Genomic DNA, 18,108 nt, shown 5'->3' on the forward strand with positions numbered 1-18,108 from the left:
ATGAGTCAACCGGATTGGCAGGATTTTGCCGCAGAAACCCAAGCCATACGCGCCGGCCAGCATCGGACTCACGAGGCTGAGCACAGCATGCCGATTTTTGCGACCTCCAGCTATGTGTTCGGCTCGGCCGAGGAAGCGTCGCTCAAATTCACCGGCCAGTTGCCCGGCAACATTTATTCGCGCTTTACCAACCCGACAGTCGCGGCCTTCCAGGAGCGTCTGGCGCTAATGGAAAAAGGCGAGCGCTGTCTGGCGTTTGCGTCAGGAATGGCGGCGATCATGGCGGTAGGGATGGCTTTATTGAAGGCCGGCGACCATGTGGTGTGTTCGCGTAGCGTATTCGGTAACACGGTCCTGGCTTTTCAAAATTATTTCGGCAAATTCGGAGTCGAGACCGATTTCGTCAGTTTGACCGATCCTGCCGCTTGGGAAGCGGCCATCAAGCCCAATACCCGGTTTCTGTTTCTGGAAACGCCGTCGAATCCGCTGATCGAAATTGCCGATATCCGGGCTTTGGCCGATATCGCCCATCGACACGGTTGTCTGTTGGTGGTGGACAACGTGTTTTGCACGCCGATTTTGCAGCAGCCGCTGGCGTTGGGCGCAGATATCGTGGTGCATTCGACGACCAAGTATATTGACGGTCAGGGACGCTGCGTTGGCGGCGCGGTGGTCGCCAACAACGAGATCATCGAAAAGCAGGTCTACCCCTATCTGCGTACCGGCGGCGCAACGCTGAGTCCGTTCAACGCCTGGGTGTTTTTGGGCGGTTTGGAAACGCTGGCGATTCGGATGAAAGCGCATTGCGACAGCGCCTTTGCCCTGGCCCAATGGCTGGAACAGCAGGACGCCGTCGCCAAGGTGCATTATCCGGGGTTGGCGTCTCACGCCCAGCACGAACTGGCCAAGCGTCAGCAAAGCCATTTCGGCGCGGTAGTCAGTTTCGAACTAAAGGGCGGCAAGGCAGAAGCCTGGCGTTTGATTGATGCGACGCGGATGCTGTCGATAACGGCTAATCTGGGCGACGTCAAAACCACAATTACGCATCCGGCTACGACCACTCACGGCCGGCTATCGCCGGAGGCCCGCGCCGAAGCGGGGATTAAGGACAGTCTGGTGCGGATCTCGGTCGGTCTGGAAAATCTCGACGACATCAAGGCCGATTTGGCGGTCGGTTTGGGTTTGGTCTGAAACACGGGGCCGGGCGGGCGAACGTTGAGCCAAAAATAAGCTATCTTTGTCGGACATTCCTTAGAGATTTCGAGCATGTTTCAGGATAGAAAAGAATACCGAAAAAACTTTAATGCCGAAGGTAGGCTGTACGTGGGCGGCGAGACGCTGCAGATCAATTGCTACGATGTTTCGCTGAACGGCGCGATGCTTGAGGTTGCGCCTGGCGATTTGTTGACGACTATTCGGGATTTCGAAGTTCTGTTGGAACAAAGCCGGCGCGCGGAAATTTTTGTCGCCGAGTTGCAGTTGGCCGGTGAGGTTGACATTGTCTGGGTCAAGCGCGATCGCAACCGCATAATGATGGGTCTGGAGTTTCGCGACGTAGTACACAACGCCCAAAAACTGTGGCGCAAGCGCCGCGGATACCGCAAGGCCGAACATTTTAAGGCGGAGTTATTCGTCGACAAGGAACGTTTTTTGGTGGAAGGGCTAGACCGCTCGGTGGAAGGCATGTGTCTGAAACTGGCCGGCAATTCGCCAGCCATCAAAATCAACGCTCCGGTCAAAGTGCAGTGTCCAGAGTTGGGCTTGAGCGCGTTGGGCAAAATCGTCTGGTACGACAGTAACGAAATCAGCACCCGCATCGGTCTGCAGTTAGTCACTATCCGCTAAAATGCCCGGCCCGAACAGGGCTCGCTTTAGTTTCAATCCCGCAGTAGCGGATCCAGCTCCTGATTTTTGTCCAGCGCTTGCAAGTCGTCAAATCCGCCGATGTGGCGATTGCCGATGAATATCTGCGGCACCGTGCGGCGTTGGGTTTTCTCGATCATCTGTTCTCTCAAGCCCGGCTCGGCATCGACGTTAATTTCGGTGTAACCGGCTCCTTTACGCTCCAGCAAGCGTTTCGCCATCGTGCAATAAGGACAAATTTTGGTGGTGTAGATGATGATTTCCGGCATGATAAAAATTAATAAATGCTAATAAAGCTGGCATTCTAGCGGCCCGACTGGTTTTGCTCAAGCGCTAAGGCCATGGCCAGCCGAGCAATCAATAACTCTGCTGCTTGCTGCAGGGAGGCGCCGTAGGCGACGACGCCGTCCAGGTGCCCGAGCATGGCAAATATGCCGTGGTCGACGCTCCCAGAATTCCGCAATAGGGTTGCCACGGCGTCGGCCATCTCCGGGGTACCGTAGGGTACCTGCGCGGCGGTATGCGCCAGCTGCAAATTTGCGGTATTGTGCCAAATTTCCGGGCAATGCACGTGGATGACGGCCTGCACCCGCGGCAACAGCTGGTAGATCACCGCGTGAGTCAAAGCTTCCGAAGAGGGTTGGGCCGGGCCTAAAGACTGCAGCCGATTCTGCTGTGGCGACGCCGCCATGACCCAGGCGTAATGTTCCGGGCCGAGCTGGGGCAGATCGCCGGTCTGGGTGGCGGATACCAAAAAGCCGTTCTCGCCGGGAACCCGACGGCTACTGATGTTGCCGAAACCGAGGCCATCGTATTTGCCGGCGATGCGACCTATCAAACCGAGGCGATACATAATGTCGCGCCAAGCATTGATCGCGGGCAGATCGCTGTCTGCGGGCAGTGCTTGGTATTGGTGGTCGAGACGGTATTTGATCACGCCTTCGCGATCGTTAAGCATAGGAACTCCAGCCGGCTATTTTGTTTTACGCTGATTACACTAACTCATGAACTTCAATTTTTTGCTGCATAGCCTGTTTTTTTTATTGATGTTGTTGGCGGGCGATGCCTTTTCGGCCGCAGCTGCGCCGGCTACGGCCATCAAAGCCGTGACCCGGGCCGATATTCAGCAGCGGGTGCAATCGATCAAGGACAAGCAAAATCTGGCCGAAGAGATCAAGAACCGGATTTTGGCCGCCTACCGCGAAAGCGACGACAATTTGAGCGAGGCCGAAGCTCAGGATGCCCAAGCCGATTCCTTCAAGCAGGCGTTGAGTTTGTATCCGGTCGTTGCCAAACAAATCGCCGGCCAGATTGCCGAAGCGGAAAACAACTTAAAAAATCGCAAAGCGGAAAAGTTGGCGCTATTTCCGACCGACGAACTGGAGCAGCGCTTAATTATCGAAAAGACCCGTCTCAGCGATCTGGATGCCGAAATCAGCCGGATCGAAGCGCAAATCGGCGAACTAAATAGCCGGCCGCAACTGATTCGGGAAAAAATTGCCGAAATCAAAAACAAGCAGGCATCCAGTTTACAGGAGCAACAAAGTTTGGTCGCGCGCGCCGCCGACAGTCTCTACGAGCGCGAAGCCCGCCAAATCCAACTGGATACCCGGATTCGCCTGTTGAACAGCAGTTTGAAAACGCTGGAGCTGGAAAACATCAGCAGCCCGCTCCGGTTGCAGGTCGAAAAGGACCGGATGCATCTGGCGTCGTTGCAACGGGAGTTGGAAGCTCTGACCATTGCCGATCTGGATAATTTTTTATTGGATCGGCGCCAGCAGCAAATTGACAAGGAGCAGGCCGAATTGGCGCAGGCGGAGAGAGAAGCCGAAAGCAAGCATCCGCTGATTAGAGCTGCAACCAAGCAGAACATGCAATACAACCGCAAGCTGCAGGACATCAATAAAAACATGGAGCAGTACCTGCTGCAAAAAACCGAGATCGATACCCGCGGCAAACAACTGGAAAAAGACTTTCAAAGCGCCGAGCAAAAAATCAATCTCGCCGGTTTGAGTCCGGCCTTGGGCAACCTGCTGCGGGAACAGCGTCGTAACGTGCCGCAGCGAAAGCAGTTTGCCCATTTGAACGACGATATCCAGGCGCAAATTGCGCTGGCGAGTTTGGAAATGTTCAAACTGGATGAGGCGAAGAAAGCGTTGGCCGATGTCAACCAAGTGTTACTGGATCAAATCGGCCAGTTGCCGGCGGAGACGGACGACGCGGAGAAATTGCGGATTCGTACCGAATTGCGCATGTTGTTGAACGACCGCAAAGATTTGGTGATGCGGCTGGCCGCCAGTTATAACGACTACGGCCGCTTACTCGGCGACGTCGATTTCAGTTTGCAACAAATGCTGGGCGTGGCCGACAAATTCAGTGCCTATCTCGACCAGCGCTTGCTGTGGGTGCCCAGCGCGCCGGTGATCGACAAGCATTATTTGAAGGATATTATCTCGTCGTTGACCTGGTTTCTGAATCCGGGCAATTGGCTGCGGGTGGCCGCCGATTTTGCCGAGAGCATCGCGAATTATCCGATGTTAGCGCTGGTCGGTTTGGGGATAGTGGTCCTGCATTGGCGTTTTCGCTTGAATCTTAAACTCAAGCTGGGGCGCTTGCTGGTCAAAAATCCGATAGGCCATAGTTTCGGCGAGATTCTATCCGGCATGGGATATTTGATGCTGCTGTCTTTATACGGCGGGTTATTAATGGCCTGGATCGGTGGCGTATTGTTATTGAACGCCCGCGCCGATTTTTTCAGCCACGCCTTCGCCGAGGGGATGGTCGTTACAGCCGTATCGTTGTTTGTCGTACAGTTTTTCTTTCGCCTGTTCAAACCCGGCGGTATCGCCGAAACCCTTTTCCATTGGCCGGAGCATGCCACCAGTCTGCTTTACGGCCAAATGAAATGGGCCCGGTTTTTGTTGCTGCCAGCCATATTCATTATGTCGATGACCGGGAGCGACTTGTTTTCCGAACACAGCTATGCCTTGGGGCGTAGCGCGCTGATTGCGATGATGCTGACCTTTAGCTACGTCTTTCACCGTTTGACGCAGCCGCAAACCGGGCTGGGTCGCTATTTTTACCAACACTCGGAGGGTTGGGTCAGTCGGTTGCGTTACGTCTGGTATGCGATTGCGGTACTGACGCCGCTGGCGATTATCGGCTTCGCGGTGGCTGGCTATTTCCAAAGTGCGTTGGAGTTGGAACAAAAGCTGATCGACAGTCTGCGATTGGTGTTTTTCGTCTCATTGTTCCAGGCTTTGGTGTTACGTTGGTTGCGAAATACCGAGCGGCGTCTGGCGCTGCAAAATGCCCGCCAAAAGCGCAAACAGACCGAACAGGCGGCAGCCGCGACCGGCACCGAGCCGGCGATTCCGTTGGAAGATGAATTGTTGGACATCTCCAAAATCAACCAGCAGGGCCATAAATTTTTGACCACGATAACCGGCGTGTTGCTCGTGGTTGGTGCTTGGCTGATCTGGAGCGATATCCTGCCGGCATTTTCGGTGTTCGACCAAATCGTGTTGTGGCAGCACGCCCAAATCGTCGACGGCAAGGAGGCTCTGCAGCCGATCACGTTGATCAATCTCCTGCTGTGTTTGCTGTATATCGGACTGGCGTTTTTGTTCGTCGGCAATTTTCCAACCTTGGTCGACTTGGCTACAGCCGGTAAATTCGCCATGACCGCCGGCGGCCGCTACGCCCTGATTCAGTTGGTGCGTTACAGTTTGGTTTCGATTGCCTTTTTGGCTGTCGCCAACGAGCTTGGCGGCAGCTGGTCGCAGGTGCAATGGTTGGTAGCGGCGCTCAGCGTGGGTTTGGGTTTCGGTTTGCAGGAGATCTTCGCCAATATGGTGTCGGGCATTATCCTGTTGTTCGAACGGCCAATTCGGGTCGGTGATACCGTTACCGTGGGCGACGTTACCGGCCGGGTCAGCCGGATTCAAATGCGGGCCACCCACATCGTCGATTGGGACCGCAAGGAGTTGGTGGTGCCGAATAAGACCTTCATTACCGACCAGCTGATCAACTGGACCTTGTCCGATACCGTAACCCGGGTAGTGGTACCGGTCAGCGTGTCCTACGGCTCCGATATCGAGTTGGTGGAACAGATCCTGAGCGAAGCGGTAAAAAACACCGAACAAGTTCTGGCCGATCCGGAACCGGTGATCAGTTTCGTCGGTTTCGGCGAAAGCGCATTGGAATTCAAAGTCAATGTGTTCGTGCGCGAGCTGAGCGACCGCGCGGTCGCTACCCACAAATTGCATATTCAGATCTACGAAGCGTTACAGGCCCACCATATCGAAATCCCGTATCCGCAACGCGACGTGCATATCCGGTCGGTCGCGAAAGGCGTGTTGAACGAGGGCGGTGCCAGTTATTAGCCGATTTCAATATCACTGGGTTCTGTAATAAAATGCACCCCTTTAAACCCAGTTTCGATTTTTAACATGCGTTGTCCGTTTTGCGCTGCACAAGACACGCGGGTGATCGACACCCGTCTGGCCGACGACGGCGACCAAGTCAAGCGTCGGCGGGAGTGCGTCGCCTGCAAAGAGCGCTTTACCACGTTCGAAGTGGTCGAATTGACCCTGCCGCGGATTATCAAACGTAGCGGCGCCCGGCAAAGTTTCGACGAACAAAAACTGCGGGCCGGCATGCAACGGGCGCTGGAAAAACGGCCGGTGCAGGTCGATGCCGTCGAAGCCGCGTTGAGCCGGATCAAAAAGGCGCTGACGGCTAAGGGTGAGCGGGAAATCCCGGCGCGCGAGCTGGGCGAGATGGTGATGAACGAACTGAAAGCGCTTGATCACGTGGCTTTCGTGCGTTTCGCCTCGGTTTACCGCAGTTTCCAGGATGTGTCCGATTTCACCGCAGTGATCGAAAATCTGCAGAAGCATGACGCCTAGCCAAGACGCCGCCTTTATGGCGCGGGCTTTGAAACTGGCGCAAAACGGCCTTTACACGACCGATCCCAATCCCCACGTCGGTTGCGTCTTGGTCAAACATGGCGAAATCATTGCCGAGGGTTGGACCCAGCGCGCCGGTTACGCTCATGCCGAAGTCGACGCGTTGAGTCGGGCCGGTGACGCCCGCGGCGCCACGGCCTACGTCACGCTGGAACCTTGCAGTCATCAAGGCAAGACCGGGCCCTGCACCGAGGCATTGATTGCAGCAGGTGTGACACGGGTGGTCGCCGCGATGCAAGATCCGAATCCGCTGGTATCGGGCCGTGGCTTGCAGCAGCTTGCCGCGGCCGGGGTCGAAGCGGTTTGCGGTGTGTTGCAAAGCGAAGCGGAAAATTTGAACCGCGGCTTTTTCAAACGGATGAGCCAAGGTTTGCCGTGGATTCGCAGCAAATTGGCCATGAGTCTGGACGGGCGCACGGCGATGGCTGGCGGAGAAAGCCAGTGGATCACCTCGCCGCTGTCTCGGCAGGATGTCCAACGTTGGCGAGCCGCCAGCAGTGCCGTTTTGACCGGAATCGACACGGTGTTGGCAGACGATCCTTCATTGAGCGCGCGAGTCGATTTCGATGTGGTCCAGCCGGTGAAAGTGGTATTGGACAGTCATTTGCGCATGCCGCTCGCTGCGCGGATGTTGCAGGATTCTGCGGAAGTCTGGATCGTCACTTCCAGCAGCGATTCGGTAAAACGACAGCGTCTGCTGGATGCCGGCTACAAGGTGTTTCAGGTCGATGCGACAGCCGGGCGAACCGATTTGCACCAGGTGTGCAGATTGCTGGCAGAGCGGCAGATCAACACGGTCTGGATCGAGGCCGGCGCGACCTTGAACGGCGCTTTACTGAATAGCGGCCTGGTCGATGAGTGGTTGATTTATATGGCGCCATGCGTTTTGGGCGACAGCGGACGCGGCCTGTTCCGGATGCCGGAGTTGCAGCGCCTGCAAGATAAGAAAAAACTTACTTTGGCGGAAGTGCGGCAAGTAGGCCCGGATTTACGGTTGCTGTACCGCCCGCAAACAATTTCCGATTAGGGCTAGGCGTTATGAGGACTGTCATCATTTTTACGTTGTCATTATCGTTGTTGCCGGGCTGGGCGGGCGCCGAGGACGACGAATCGAAAAGCTCGAAAACCGTTAAAATCGAAGGCGGCAAATACGTCGGTGAAGAGCGCGATATCGAAATTTACGATTATCATAGCGGCGTCTACCAATCGGTAACCGTTTACCGTAAACCGCACAAAACCGAAAAAACTCAGGACTCCGCTGCGCAGCCGGCGGAACAGCCGCAAAAACGTTGACGGTCCAACATAACCCGAATCATCGAGCGAATATCATGTTTACCGGAATTGTTTTAGCCGTCGGCCAAATCGCGGCCGTTCAACCCAGGGGCGGAGATTGCCGCTTGAGTATCGAAACCGGCAAACTGTCGCTGCGAGACTGCGCGCTCGGCGACAGCATTGCCGTCAACGGTGTCTGCCTGACCGCGGTCGAATTGGCCGAGCATCGCTTCAGTGCCGACGTATCTAACGAGACCTTGTCGCGCACGACCTTAAGCCAGGCCAAACCGGGTATGCCGGTCAATCTGGAGTTGGCGCTGACTCCAAGCAGCCGGTTGGGCGGGCATATCGTCAGTGGCCATGTCGACGGTATCGGCCAAATTCTGGAAAAACGCGCGGACGGCCGTTCCTGGCGCTTCAAGTTTAAAGCGCCGGACCCACTGGCCAAATACATCGCCGAAAAAGGTTCGATTTGCATCGACGGCATCAGCCTGACGGTCAACAGCGTCGACGGCGCCACCTTTGCCGTAAATATCGTGCCGCACACTTTGCAGGAAACCACGCTCGGCCAGGCCGAAGTCGGCGACCGGGTCAATCTGGAAGTCGATCTGTTGGCCCGCTATCTGGAACGCCTGATGCAAGGCGATGCTGCGGCCCGCGGCCGGGGGACCATTACCGAGGCGCTACTTTACGACGCAGGCTTTATCCAATGAACAGCATAGAAGAAATCATCGGCGATCTGCGCCAAGGCAAGATGGTCATCATCATGGACGATGAAGACCGCGAGAACGAAGGCGATTTGTTGATGGCGGCCGAATTCGTCCGCCCGGAAGACATCAATTTCATGGCCAAGTACGGCCGCGGCCTGATTTGTTTGACCTTGACCCGCGAACGTTGCCAGCAACTGCGGCTGCCGCTGATGGTCAACGACAACCGCACCCCCTATACCACCAATTTCACCGTGTCGATCGAAGCGGCCGAGGGCGTTACCACCGGCATTTCTGCGGCGGACCGGGCGTTGACGGTGCAAGCCGCCGTTGCCAAACAGGCTCAGCCCAGCGATTTGGTCCAGCCGGGCCATATTTTTCCGCTGATGGCTCAGGCCGGCGGCGTGCTGAACCGGGCCGGGCATACCGAAGCCGGTTGCGATCTGGCTCGCTTGGCCGGTGTCGAGCCGGCCGCGGTAATCGTCGAAATTCTGAACGACGACGGCTCTATGGCCCGCCGTCCCGACTTGGAGGCGTTTGCCGAACGCCATAATCTGAAAATCGGCACGATTGCCGATTTGATCCATTACCGGATCAAGCACGAGAACACGTTGGAACGCATCAGCGAATGCGCCTATCCGACCGAGTTCGGCGATTTTCGGTTATATGCCTACCAGGATTGTAACGACGACAACGTCCATCTGGCTTTGGTCATGGGCGATGTGGCCGGCGACGAGCCGGTTTTGGTGCGAGTGCATGCGCGTAACGTGATCGACGATTTGCTGTTCTCCAAACGCAGCGATTGCAGTCTGCCGGTGCGGGAGGCGTTGAAAAATATCGCCGAGGCCGGCCGCGGTGTGCTGGTGCTGATCCGGCAGAAAGAAAACAACAAGGATCTGGTCGAATTGATCCATAGCTACCAAATGCAGGACCACGGCGTCAAACACAGTCGCGATCTCAGCGCCGACGCCGATTGGCGCACCACCGGCGCCGGCTCGCGGATTTTGTCCGATCTGGGTGTGCGCCGGCTCAAGGTGATGGGCGCGCAAAAAAAATACATCGGCTTGTCCGGTTTCGATCTGGAAGTGGTCGAACATATCGATGCCGGCAATTGACCGCAACAACCTCAATCTCTCACTCATCAGGTAAATACATGGCAACAGTCACTACCGTAGAAGGCAATTTCTCCGCGCAAGGCGGCAAGTTTTGTCTCGTCTCTTCGCGCTTCAACAGCTTTATCGTCGAACAATTGGAAGGCGGCGCGATCGATGCATTGGTCCGCCACGGTGCCGACCGCAACGATATTACGCTGGTCAAGGCGCCGGGCGCCTTCGAATTGCCGATGGTGGTGCAACGCATCGCCGCCAGTAAAAAGTACGATGCGATCATCGCCTTGGGCGCTGTGATTCGCGGCGGCACGCCGCACTTCGAATACGTGGCCGGCGAATGCGTCAAAGGCATTGCTCAAGTCGCATTGCAACACGATATTCCGGTTGCATTCGGTGTGTTGACGGTCGACAGCATCGAGCAGGCGATCGAACGTGCCGGCACCAAGGCCGGCAACAAAGGCGCCGAGGCCGCTCTGTCCGCGATCGAAATGGTCAGCCTGTTCAAGGCCCTGAACGCCAACCAGGGCAATTAATGAGCCAGGCAAAAACCAACGCCAGAAAATGTGCGGTGCAGGCCTTGTACCAATGGCAGATGTCGGGCGACAGTCTGACCCGGATCGAGACTTATTTTCTGGAAGAAGAACATTTGAAAGGCGCCCAGAAAACTTATTTCAGCGAACTGTTCCACGGCGTGCCGAAACAACTGGACGTGATCGACGCCGCGTTGGCCGAATTCGTCGACCGGCCAGTGGAGAAAATCGATCCGGTGGAGCGGGCGATTCTGCGCATCGGTGCCTATGAATTGATCAACCGTCTGGAAACCCCGTACAAGGTCATCATCAACGAGGGCGTCAATCTGGCCAAGGATTTCGGCGCCGACGGCAGCCACAAATACGTCAACGGTATTCTGGATAAAGTGGCACAGAAGCAGCGGGCAATGGAAATCGCCGCCAAACAACGCCATAAAACCGGCGACTGATGGCGCTGGGCGAATTCGACCTGATCCGGCGCTTCTTTGCCGGATCGGCGCTGCAACATCCGTTCAATCAACTCGGCATCGGCGACGATTGCGCCTTGCTGAATCTGCCGGACACCTACCAGATCGCCGTGACCGCCGACACCATGGTCGAAAAAGTGCATTTTTTTGCCGATGTCGATCCGAATGCCTTGGGGCACAAAGTCTTGGCGGTAAACCTCAGCGATTTGGCGGCGATGGGCGCGGAGCCGTTCGCGGTGACGCTGGCGTTGACCTTGCCGCAAGTCGACGAATCCTGGTTGCAAGCTTTTGCCGATGGTTTTCTGGCCCTGGCTCGGCAATGTCGGGTGGATCTGGTCGGTGGCGACACCACCTCCGGACCGCTGAGCTTGACGGTACAGGCCATGGGTGCAGTGCCGCTCGGCCAGGCCTTGTTGCGTTCCGGCGCCAGGCCCGGCGACTTGATTTTCGTCAGCGGCCCCATCGGCGATGCCGGCTTGGGACTCAAGATCAAACAAGGTTTGCCGGTCTTCGATAACGAACAACCTTTGCAAAGGTTCGACCGGCCGCTACCGCGAATCGAGACCGGTCTGGCGTTGCGCGGCGTCGCCAGCGCCTGCATCGATATTTCCGACGGCTTGGCTGCCGACCTGGGCCATATTCTGCAGCAAAGCGGCGTCGGTGCGGTGCTCGATTGGGACAAACTGCCGTTGTCGACTGCGGTGGGCGAGTATATCGCAACCAGTTCGGATTGGACGTTGCCCTTGAGCGCTGGTGACGACTATGAACTGTGCTTCACGGTGCCGGCGCCATTGGCGGCAAAGGTACCGGCCGGTTGCCACTGCGTCGGCGTCGTCGAGGTCGAGTCCGGTTTACGCATCCGCCGGGCAGGGCGTATCGAAAACATTCCAGCCAGGGGTTATCAACACTTTGCTTAGAGAATATTACGGTAACAGCCGGTTAAGCCCCCGGCAAATCCTCAGCGACCCGGTGTTGTTTTTGGCGTTCGGTTTCGGCTCCGGCCTTTCCAAGTTCATGCCGGGCACGTTCGGTACTGCCGCCGCGATTCCGCTGTATCTGTTATTGGTCCAAACCGGCAGCGTCGTTTATAGCTTGGCGACGCTGGTAGCAATCGTCGCTGGAGTGGCGATTTGCCGCCGCGCCGCGGACAAACTGCAAGTACATGATTTCGGCGGCATCGTCTGGGACGAAATCGCCGGTTTCTTGGTGACCATGCTCGGTGTTGCTTTATCCTGGCAGAGTTTGTTGGCCGGATTCGTCCTGTTCAGGCTGTTGGATATCCTGAAACCTTGGCCGATCAAATGGTTCGATCGAAACGTCGACGGCGGTCTCGGTATCATGCTTGACGATATCGCCGCCGGCGCGATTGCCTGTCTGATTTTACATTACTGGTTTTAGTGCGTTTTCTGGCTGCCGCCCGCTGCAATAGCCGCACGCGCTAACTACCCTCCCTGCGGACGGTTGACCCTTAGCCCTTGCCAATCTAGAATCCAAAATCGCGGCCAGTCATAAGAGCGAGCCGCGGCTACCATCGGCTGCGCGAGCGAGCTATCGAACGCATGGTCAACAACAAAAATAACGAGGGGAAATTATGAATTCGAAGTTAGTATTTGCGGCGACTGTCGCCGCCCTGTTGAATACGGGTAACGCATTCGCAGATTGGGATTTTGGCGGCAAAGGTATTGGCGCAGCTTGTAAAGGCTTGCCCAGCCACGCTGCGTTAAAAGCTGCATTGAATCAGGCCGTCAGCACCGAAAGCAGCGGTTTGAATCTGCATATGTGGGCCACTATCGTCAACCGAGACGGTGTAGTTTGTGCCGTGGCTTATTCCGGTGGCAACCGAGCCGCGCAATGGCCTGCCAGTCGGGTGATTTCGGCCCAAAAAGCCAATACCGCCAATTCCTTGAGCCTGGATTCTACCTCGGCTTCGGCCGGCTCGGGCAGACAGTTGGGGCTGGCGTTGTCCACCGCAAATTTATACTCTGCGGTGCAGCCTGGTGGTAGTCTGTTTGGACTACAGGAAAGTAATCCGGTGAATGCGGAAGTGGCTTATGGCGGTAACTCAGGCCTTTACGGCACGCCGGTCGACCCGATGGTCGGCAGAAAAATCGGCGGTGTCAATGTGTTTGGCGGCGGTCTTGGTTTATATGCGACCGGACAAGCCTTGATTGGCGGTATCGGTTTGAGCGGCGACACATCGTGTGCCGACCACAATATCGCTTGGCGAGTCAGAAATAATTTAGGTTTGGATCACCTTCAGGGCGTAAACGGCGTCAGCGGCGATGGGCAGCGCCCGGATAATATCGTTTACGACATCGGGGCCGACGGTAAGAGCGCCGGTGGCTTTGGTCATCCGACTTGTATAAACGTCTCTAACCCTTCGGAATTGCCGGCAGTCATTCCATAGGGGGGATCCCAGCCAGAAATGGTTACGGGCCTATAGCGGTCAATCGCATGGGCCGTGAAGGTGCCGTGGAAAGCGGCACCTTTCTTACATCCCGGAAATGGTTTCGGTATTGGTTTGGTCTGGTTTTTTTTGCTCAATATACATTCCGGCAATCCGGTTCATTTTGCTATTGAAGTAAAAACCAGCCGATTGTGGTCGCGAAAGCTGGGCGACCAAAATCCAGGGTATAAATGTTTTAGTGATTGGCCTGTTTTCTAAACGCGCCAATAAAATTTAAATAAATACCGGACGGTAACCAAGCGGGAATAATATATTTCAGATCAGTAGGTTTAAACTGGCCGGATATAAAAGCTTTTCTAAATAATATTTGGGCTCCGCCCAATTCGCCGGCCCAGTATAATTCATACGCTTGATATAAAATCTGCTCATAAATCAATTTATTGCAGTTCTGCTTCCCAATGGATTTTTCGATGCGTGGAAAGTCTTTTAAAAAGGCTTTTTGTACGCCAAGATGATTCAATATTGCGCGCAAGCGATTACGGGTAATCTGTTCGCCTTGTTTATGGTGATAGTAAGAAAGAACTTCCGGAACCCGGACAATTTTGCCGAATAACGCGATTCTCAACCACATGTCAAAATCCTCTGCGGTAAACCAGGCATCGTTAAAACCTTTGACGCGGTCTATCTCTTGTTTGCGGGCAATGACGGCGTGGATCGGCCAAGGGCAGCTTTTTAACAGAATACTCGCCTTATCAGACGTTTCGTAGTCCGGCGGAATATAGGGCTTGCAGCGGTCAGCTGCTAAGCCGATATTCTGCCAGCCGCAATAGGCAAGTTTGCAATCTGGATTTTGTTCTAGGCAGCCGAGAAGTTTTTCTAAAAACTCCGGGTGCCAAGTGTCATCGGAGTCTAGAAAAGCAATAAATTGGCCAGAGGCCGCTTGAATTCCGACGTTACGACTTTGCGCCGGGCCGGAGTTGGATTTGAATATCGACTTAATATTGGGATAAGTAGCTTCCAATTCGTTGATGACTTGTCTGGAGTTATCTGTTGAGCCGTCGTCAACGATAATTAACTCGAAATTCTTAAAAGTTTGGTTGTAAACGGAAGCAACGGAGTTTTTGATCGTGAGAGCCGAGTTGAAACATGGCATTACTATGGAGACAAAAGTATCCCCTGTTTTTGAGTTGTTATTTACTGCCACGGCGTTTAACTCGGCAACTCTATAACTTGACTAGTTTTCGTAATCGGTGAGTTCTTCTTTGACAATATTCAGATAACTCAGGCCATGTAGTTGATCTGGCTCCAGATAATTGCCTTCAGCCCATTCATTCCAGGCTTTGACAAAAACAATGCGTTTTTCGGGGGGATTTTTGGCAATTAATCCAAACGCTTGGCGTAATAGCTTCCTGAATAGCTCGGGTGTCGATCCATGCAGTACTAAGCCGTTTTCGTTGGATCGCGGAGTGTTATCCCAGTTTGGTAATACGGTCGGATAGTCCGGAAAGCTTGGTGCCGATTTGCGAATCAGGTTATCCATCACCTCCGCATAGTCGTATACGGTCAGCGAGGATTTTTTTCCCGCAATAAACCGCAAGATTTTACGCATGATATATCGGGTGGGTAAATGACCATCTTTTGGCGGCAAAGGCTGCCACGTCGAAGCATCGAGCCCGACGCTGGTCGGGTCCCAGTCCTGGCGCATTCGATAATTCACTCCAACCAGATACAGACCAGCCAATCCGGCGGCGGCGGCTAATTCTCGCCAGTACGCAATTACGTTTTGCAGATCGGGCACGTCCATCGGACTAAAAATCAAAAACAGCGGTCTGCCTTCGACCGTGATGTAACGTGGGTCTTTGAAGGCATTAAGTAACCATTCAAAGTGCTGCTTATGGTCTTCCATGCCTGGGTAGGTCTGCTCGATTAAAGTTCGATCAGCGGTGCCTTGCCAGATGTTGTTCCAACTATGATTTGCCCAACACAAGCAAAATGGGAAATCGGGTTCGCCGCTGGCGAGGATCTCGTTGACCGGCCGCTCAAGGATACGTCGGCCGTCGCCGAACCAGTAGTGGTAGTAGCAAAACCCCTCAATTCCGTATTCTTTGGCAAGTTCGGCTTGAGCGTGGCGCGCTTCGGGTAAACGTAGGTCGTAGAATCCGAGGTCGGCCGGCACATGGGGTTGGTAATGGCCGGGGTATAGCGGCTTGGCTTTAGCGACGTTGGTCCATTCTGTGAACCCTTTGCCCCACCACTCGTCGTTTTCCGGGGTAGGATGAAATTGAGGTAAATGAAAAGCGATAAGGCGTGGACTGGTCTTCATAAAATGTTAAACAGAGTTGAATTTTGCAAGTATGGCTCGCCAGGCTGACACGATTTCTTGTTCTTCAAGCGCCAATGAATAAGTCTCGCGAATAAAATCAGCCGCCAGCCGACCTTTCTGCGCCATGGTTTCGGGGGCCTGCCGGTAGGTTTGTATGACGTGTTCGACAGTTTTCGCAAAGCCTACTATATCGCCTTGCTCGATAGGATAAGAAAATTCAGGGTTGAAAAACTCCCGGCCGCCGCCGCCGTGGAAGCCGATCACGACACAACCCGATGCCATAGCCTCTGCTGCAGGTAAGCCGAAGCCTTCGGGATAACCGAAACTCAAAAAGACGGCCGAGTCGCGATAAATTCTTGCAACTTCTGCTTGAGGCAAGTTAATGAAAGGGACGATCTCGAAGTCTTCAAGCGCGCCGCGAAACTTCAGAATGTTAATCACTTGCATCGCATCTTGCTGATTTTTGATGCGGGAAAAACACAATTGCTTTTTCTTTTTCTCTTGATAATAAAAGGTATTAGGATCGATAGAGAGTCTAAACCGGTAGAGCGATAGTTCCGGAAAAGCATGGCGTAAATAATCTTCGCCGTCCTTCGAATTCACCAGCGTGGCAAGCGTATCGGGGTCGTGATATGGGCTTATCAGGCGATCTTTGTTCAACGAGTAACCGTTAAAGGTCAGATAACAGTTCTGGTTTAGTACGACTTTTTTTATGCCTTTGCCGTACGCCCACGCCAAATCCGGTCCGTACAATTCCGGTATAGCAATAATGTCGTCTGAGCCGATCGTGCGACTTTTGCCGCCTTTGATGTGCAACTCAACGACCTGATCCGGCTGGAAACGGCGTTTTACCTTGCCGTGAAGACGATCGATGATCGAGCCCCGCCAATACACAATTGGCGTTTTATTTTCGAACCACGATACTCGAAATCCGGGATTGTTATGCACGACATAGGCCGGGATGCCGTTACGGTTCAATACGTCGACATGCTGATATATGACTCTTACCCCCCCTACGGGAGTGTTATGTTCCGGACAAAGATAATAGATAGTCACGAAGTTAGCTCAATTTCGAGTGTTAGCGTGAGCAAAACCAGCGGCTCGCTCTGGCTGTTAAGATGGTTATGCCGATCCATTTGAGTGGGTTTGCTTGAAACGCCACATTACATGTTTGTCCAACATGTCGATGCATCGTCTTTTAAAACCAGGGAGTCCGAAATAGTTAAATTGCATTTCGGCGTTTTTTAATGCCTTGGTATCGCTAAGCTTGCTGTGTTGCCGCCGTGATAAAAACGATTTTTCTTCCAGAATTAACGCCAAATCGTTCATAAATTCGATTTGCTCCGACGCGGCGTGATAGGCTCGAGCATCAGCCGTCGCTTGGCGGCCGATTTTTTCGCGAAGTCCCGGATCGGCGGCTAATTTTTTCATCCAGTCGGCGGCCTCATCGATATGGGGTTCTGCCCATACTGCGCGTTTGCCGAGCCGGTCAGGGCCATTGGCGGCCATGCCGGTATAAGGCACCAAATCAAATCCTACCAGACATGAATTCGTGTGCCGCATGAACGACATGTTACCCGACCAGGCGGTTGCTATCACAGGCTTGCCTAACGCCATACATTCTAATGGTCCGAGTCCCAGTCCTTCCGCACGGTGCATAGAGACAAATACGTCACAGCTGGCATACAGGCTTAACACATCCGGGTAGCTCAGCGACTTGGGGATAAAATGAACACGGGGATTACCAGCACATCGTGATTTTAGTTCCTCTACCAATCGCATGGGGTTGCAACCCGGCGTAGTGACTTCCGCGTTATTTAATTTCACGACTAAATGCGGCGCGTACGAAGCTTCGGAGTTGCCGGGAAACGCCTGCAGGAAAGCATCGACAGCACCAAATGGGTTCTTGCGGGCCGGGTCATGATGCGGATCGAAACTTGATACAAACAGAAGCTTATCGTGAGGCAGTTCAAATTTAGCGCGGTCTGCGTAAATTCCGTCAGGCAGGAAAAGCGGGTGTATGCAGTCGAGCGTAAATACATCCGATAAATTAGTATCAAATACATGTTTAACAAAGTGCGATCCGGCCAGTACCACATCAAATAAACGTAGCGCTTCGCGGAAACGTTTAGGTAACACGGTTTCTTCACACCAGATCAATCCTACATTGAGACGATTGGCGGCAAACAAGCCTTTCGGGGGATGCAGAAACAGGTTTGGCAATTGTCCCATCGATAGAAAGAACAAATTGATCGAGTAGGGCAGTTGTATCGGGTCGTCAACTGTAAGATCCTGGTACTCATGCACCCGGGCATTGGGAGCGCGCTTGTAATCTATATCAAAAATCGATACTGGAATTTGCCGATTTAAAAATAGTTTTACAAAATGCCTGGCAGTTATTCCCAAGCTTACGTTACTGCTGACGTAGCCGATAACGTTGATGCCAAAATTACCGTTCAT

19 protein-coding genes are annotated in these 18,108 nt (G+C 54.1%); 13 read left to right on the top strand and 6 right to left on the bottom strand.

Features of this window, described 5'->3' with window-relative positions; genetic code table 11:
- Complete coding sequence (locus C2U68_RS03895) at positions 1 to 1,191, top strand: O-succinylhomoserine sulfhydrylase (protein WP_140911201.1); 1,191 nt, start codon at positions 1 to 3, stop codon at positions 1,189 to 1,191.
- Positions 1,192 to 1,266: 75 nt separating this feature from the next.
- Positions 1,267 to 1,845, top strand: coding sequence for a PilZ domain-containing protein (locus tag C2U68_RS03900; RefSeq protein ID WP_140911202.1), 579 nt, complete (start codon positions 1,267 to 1,269; stop codon positions 1,843 to 1,845).
- Between the two features lie 32 nt (positions 1,846 to 1,877).
- Here the strand turns inward: C2U68_RS03900 and grxC are convergent, their stop codons facing one another.
- Together grxC and C2U68_RS03910 are read right to left on the bottom strand one after the other, a co-directional pair.
- On the bottom strand, positions 1,878 to 2,132 hold the full coding sequence (gene grxC / locus C2U68_RS03905) for a glutaredoxin 3 (RefSeq protein ID WP_140911203.1): 255 nt from the start codon (positions 2,130 to 2,132) through the stop codon (positions 1,878 to 1,880).
- 35 nt (positions 2,133 to 2,167) lie between these two features.
- On the bottom strand, positions 2,168 to 2,821 hold the full coding sequence (locus C2U68_RS03910; RefSeq protein WP_140911204.1) for a class II aldolase/adducin family protein: 654 nt from the start codon (positions 2,819 to 2,821) through the stop codon (positions 2,168 to 2,170).
- Positions 2,822 to 2,867: 46 nt separating this feature from the next.
- On the opposite strand from C2U68_RS03910, the gene C2U68_RS03915 reads away from it, so the two are divergent.
- From C2U68_RS03915 to C2U68_RS03965, 11 genes are all read left to right on the top strand, one after another.
- Positions 2,868 to 6,248 (top strand): mechanosensitive ion channel domain-containing protein, encoded by a 3,381-nt coding sequence (locus C2U68_RS03915; protein ID WP_140911205.1) that lies wholly within the window; start codon positions 2,868 to 2,870, stop codon positions 6,246 to 6,248.
- 66 nt (positions 6,249 to 6,314) lie between these two features.
- Positions 6,315 to 6,773: a transcriptional regulator NrdR gene (gene nrdR, locus C2U68_RS03920; RefSeq protein ID WP_140911206.1), complete on the top strand. Its 459-nt coding sequence runs from the start codon at positions 6,315 to 6,317 to the stop codon at positions 6,771 to 6,773.
- Positions 6,763 to 7,860 carry a bifunctional diaminohydroxyphosphoribosylaminopyrimidine deaminase/5-amino-6-(5-phosphoribosylamino)uracil reductase RibD gene (ribD, locus tag C2U68_RS03925; protein WP_140911207.1) on the top strand — a complete coding sequence of 366 codons (1,098 nt, stop codon included), beginning with the start codon at positions 6,763 to 6,765 and terminating at the stop codon, positions 7,858 to 7,860. Before nrdR ends, ribD begins: the two co-directional genes overlap by 11 nt.
- Positions 7,861 to 7,871: 11 nt before the next feature.
- Positions 7,872 to 8,126 (top strand): hypothetical protein, encoded by a 255-nt coding sequence (locus C2U68_RS03930; RefSeq protein ID WP_140911208.1) that lies wholly within the window; start codon positions 7,872 to 7,874, stop codon positions 8,124 to 8,126.
- A gap of 35 nt (positions 8,127 to 8,161) precedes the next feature.
- On the top strand, positions 8,162 to 8,818 hold the full coding sequence (locus C2U68_RS03935; protein ID WP_140911209.1) for a riboflavin synthase: 657 nt from the start codon (positions 8,162 to 8,164) through the stop codon (positions 8,816 to 8,818).
- Positions 8,815 to 9,927, top strand: coding sequence for a bifunctional 3,4-dihydroxy-2-butanone-4-phosphate synthase/GTP cyclohydrolase II (ribBA, locus tag C2U68_RS03940; RefSeq protein ID WP_140911210.1), 1,113 nt, complete (start codon positions 8,815 to 8,817; stop codon positions 9,925 to 9,927). Before C2U68_RS03935 ends, ribBA begins: the two co-directional genes overlap by 4 nt.
- Before the next feature lie 38 nt (positions 9,928 to 9,965).
- Positions 9,966 to 10,454 carry a 6,7-dimethyl-8-ribityllumazine synthase gene (gene ribE, locus C2U68_RS03945; RefSeq protein WP_140911211.1) on the top strand — a complete coding sequence of 163 codons (489 nt, stop codon included), beginning with the start codon at positions 9,966 to 9,968 and terminating at the stop codon, positions 10,452 to 10,454.
- Positions 10,454 to 10,900 (top strand): transcription antitermination factor NusB, encoded by a 447-nt coding sequence (nusB, locus tag C2U68_RS03950; protein ID WP_140911212.1) that lies wholly within the window; start codon positions 10,454 to 10,456, stop codon positions 10,898 to 10,900. The genes ribE and nusB overlap by 1 nt, the downstream gene beginning before the upstream one ends.
- Positions 10,900 to 11,835, top strand: coding sequence for a thiamine-phosphate kinase (gene thiL, locus C2U68_RS03955; RefSeq protein WP_140911213.1), 936 nt, complete (start codon positions 10,900 to 10,902; stop codon positions 11,833 to 11,835). The genes nusB and thiL overlap by 1 nt, the downstream gene beginning before the upstream one ends.
- Positions 11,819 to 12,316: a phosphatidylglycerophosphatase A gene (locus C2U68_RS03960; protein WP_140911308.1), complete on the top strand. Its 498-nt coding sequence runs from the start codon at positions 11,819 to 11,821 to the stop codon at positions 12,314 to 12,316. Before thiL ends, C2U68_RS03960 begins: the two co-directional genes overlap by 17 nt.
- A gap of 193 nt (positions 12,317 to 12,509) precedes the next feature.
- Entirely contained in the window at positions 12,510 to 13,325 is an 816-nt protein-coding gene (locus C2U68_RS03965) for a GlcG/HbpS family heme-binding protein (RefSeq protein ID WP_140911214.1), read from the top strand.
- 235 nt (positions 13,326 to 13,560) lie between these two features.
- Here C2U68_RS03965 and C2U68_RS03970 read toward each other — a convergent pair whose 3' ends face one another.
- From C2U68_RS03970 to C2U68_RS03985, 4 genes are all read right to left on the bottom strand, one after another.
- Positions 13,561 to 14,529, bottom strand: a complete 969-nt coding sequence (locus C2U68_RS03970; protein ID WP_260839202.1) for a glycosyltransferase family 2 protein — start codon at positions 14,527 to 14,529, stop codon at positions 13,561 to 13,563.
- 30 nt (positions 14,530 to 14,559) lie between these two features.
- Positions 14,560 to 15,648, bottom strand: coding sequence for a glycoside hydrolase family 99-like domain-containing protein (locus C2U68_RS03975; protein WP_140911215.1), 1,089 nt, complete (start codon positions 15,646 to 15,648; stop codon positions 14,560 to 14,562).
- Positions 15,649 to 15,654: 6 nt separating this feature from the next.
- On the bottom strand, positions 15,655 to 16,626 hold the full coding sequence (locus C2U68_RS03980; protein ID WP_222101862.1) for a glycosyltransferase: 972 nt from the start codon (positions 16,624 to 16,626) through the stop codon (positions 15,655 to 15,657).
- A 144-nt stretch (positions 16,627 to 16,770) separates the two neighbouring features.
- Complete coding sequence (locus C2U68_RS03985) at positions 16,771 to 18,108, bottom strand: glycosyltransferase family 4 protein (protein ID WP_140911217.1); 1,338 nt, start codon at positions 18,106 to 18,108, stop codon at positions 16,771 to 16,773.

The organism is Methylomonas koyamae (assembly GCF_006483455.1).
In the GTDB taxonomy this organism is placed as follows: Bacteria; Pseudomonadota; Gammaproteobacteria; order Methylococcales; family Methylomonadaceae; genus Methylomonas; species Methylomonas koyamae_B.

Excerpts from the sequence above, each read along its gene's own strand:
- C2U68_RS03895 (WP_140911201.1), top strand. The coding sequence starts at position 1 with ATGAGTCAACCGGATTGGCAGGATTTTGCCGCAGAAACCCAAGCCATA.
- C2U68_RS03900 (WP_140911202.1), top strand. The coding sequence starts at position 1,267 with ATGTTTCAGGATAGAAAAGAATACCGAAAAAACTTTAATGCCGAAGGT.
- grxC (WP_140911203.1), bottom strand. The coding sequence starts at position 2,132 with ATGCCGGAAATCATCATCTACACCACCAAAATTTGTCCTTATTGCACG.
- C2U68_RS03910 (WP_140911204.1), bottom strand. The coding sequence starts at position 2,821 with ATGCTTAACGATCGCGAAGGCGTGATCAAATACCGTCTCGACCACCAA.
- C2U68_RS03915 (WP_140911205.1), top strand. The coding sequence starts at position 2,868 with ATGAACTTCAATTTTTTGCTGCATAGCCTGTTTTTTTTATTGATGTTG.
- nrdR (WP_140911206.1), top strand. The coding sequence starts at position 6,315 with ATGCGTTGTCCGTTTTGCGCTGCACAAGACACGCGGGTGATCGACACC.
- ribD (WP_140911207.1), top strand. The coding sequence starts at position 6,763 with ATGACGCCTAGCCAAGACGCCGCCTTTATGGCGCGGGCTTTGAAACTG.
- C2U68_RS03930 (WP_140911208.1), top strand. The coding sequence starts at position 7,872 with ATGAGGACTGTCATCATTTTTACGTTGTCATTATCGTTGTTGCCGGGC.
- C2U68_RS03935 (WP_140911209.1), top strand. The coding sequence starts at position 8,162 with ATGTTTACCGGAATTGTTTTAGCCGTCGGCCAAATCGCGGCCGTTCAA.
- ribBA (WP_140911210.1), top strand. The coding sequence starts at position 8,815 with ATGAACAGCATAGAAGAAATCATCGGCGATCTGCGCCAAGGCAAGATG.
- ribE (WP_140911211.1), top strand. The coding sequence starts at position 9,966 with ATGGCAACAGTCACTACCGTAGAAGGCAATTTCTCCGCGCAAGGCGGC.
- nusB (WP_140911212.1), top strand. The coding sequence starts at position 10,454 with ATGAGCCAGGCAAAAACCAACGCCAGAAAATGTGCGGTGCAGGCCTTG.
- thiL (WP_140911213.1), top strand. The coding sequence starts at position 10,900 with ATGGCGCTGGGCGAATTCGACCTGATCCGGCGCTTCTTTGCCGGATCG.
- C2U68_RS03965 (WP_140911214.1), top strand. The coding sequence starts at position 12,510 with ATGAATTCGAAGTTAGTATTTGCGGCGACTGTCGCCGCCCTGTTGAAT.
- C2U68_RS03975 (WP_140911215.1), bottom strand. The coding sequence starts at position 15,648 with ATGAAGACCAGTCCACGCCTTATCGCTTTTCATTTACCTCAATTTCAT.
- C2U68_RS03985 (WP_140911217.1), bottom strand. The coding sequence starts at position 18,108 with ATGAACGGTAATTTTGGCATCAACGTTATCGGCTACGTCAGCAGTAAC.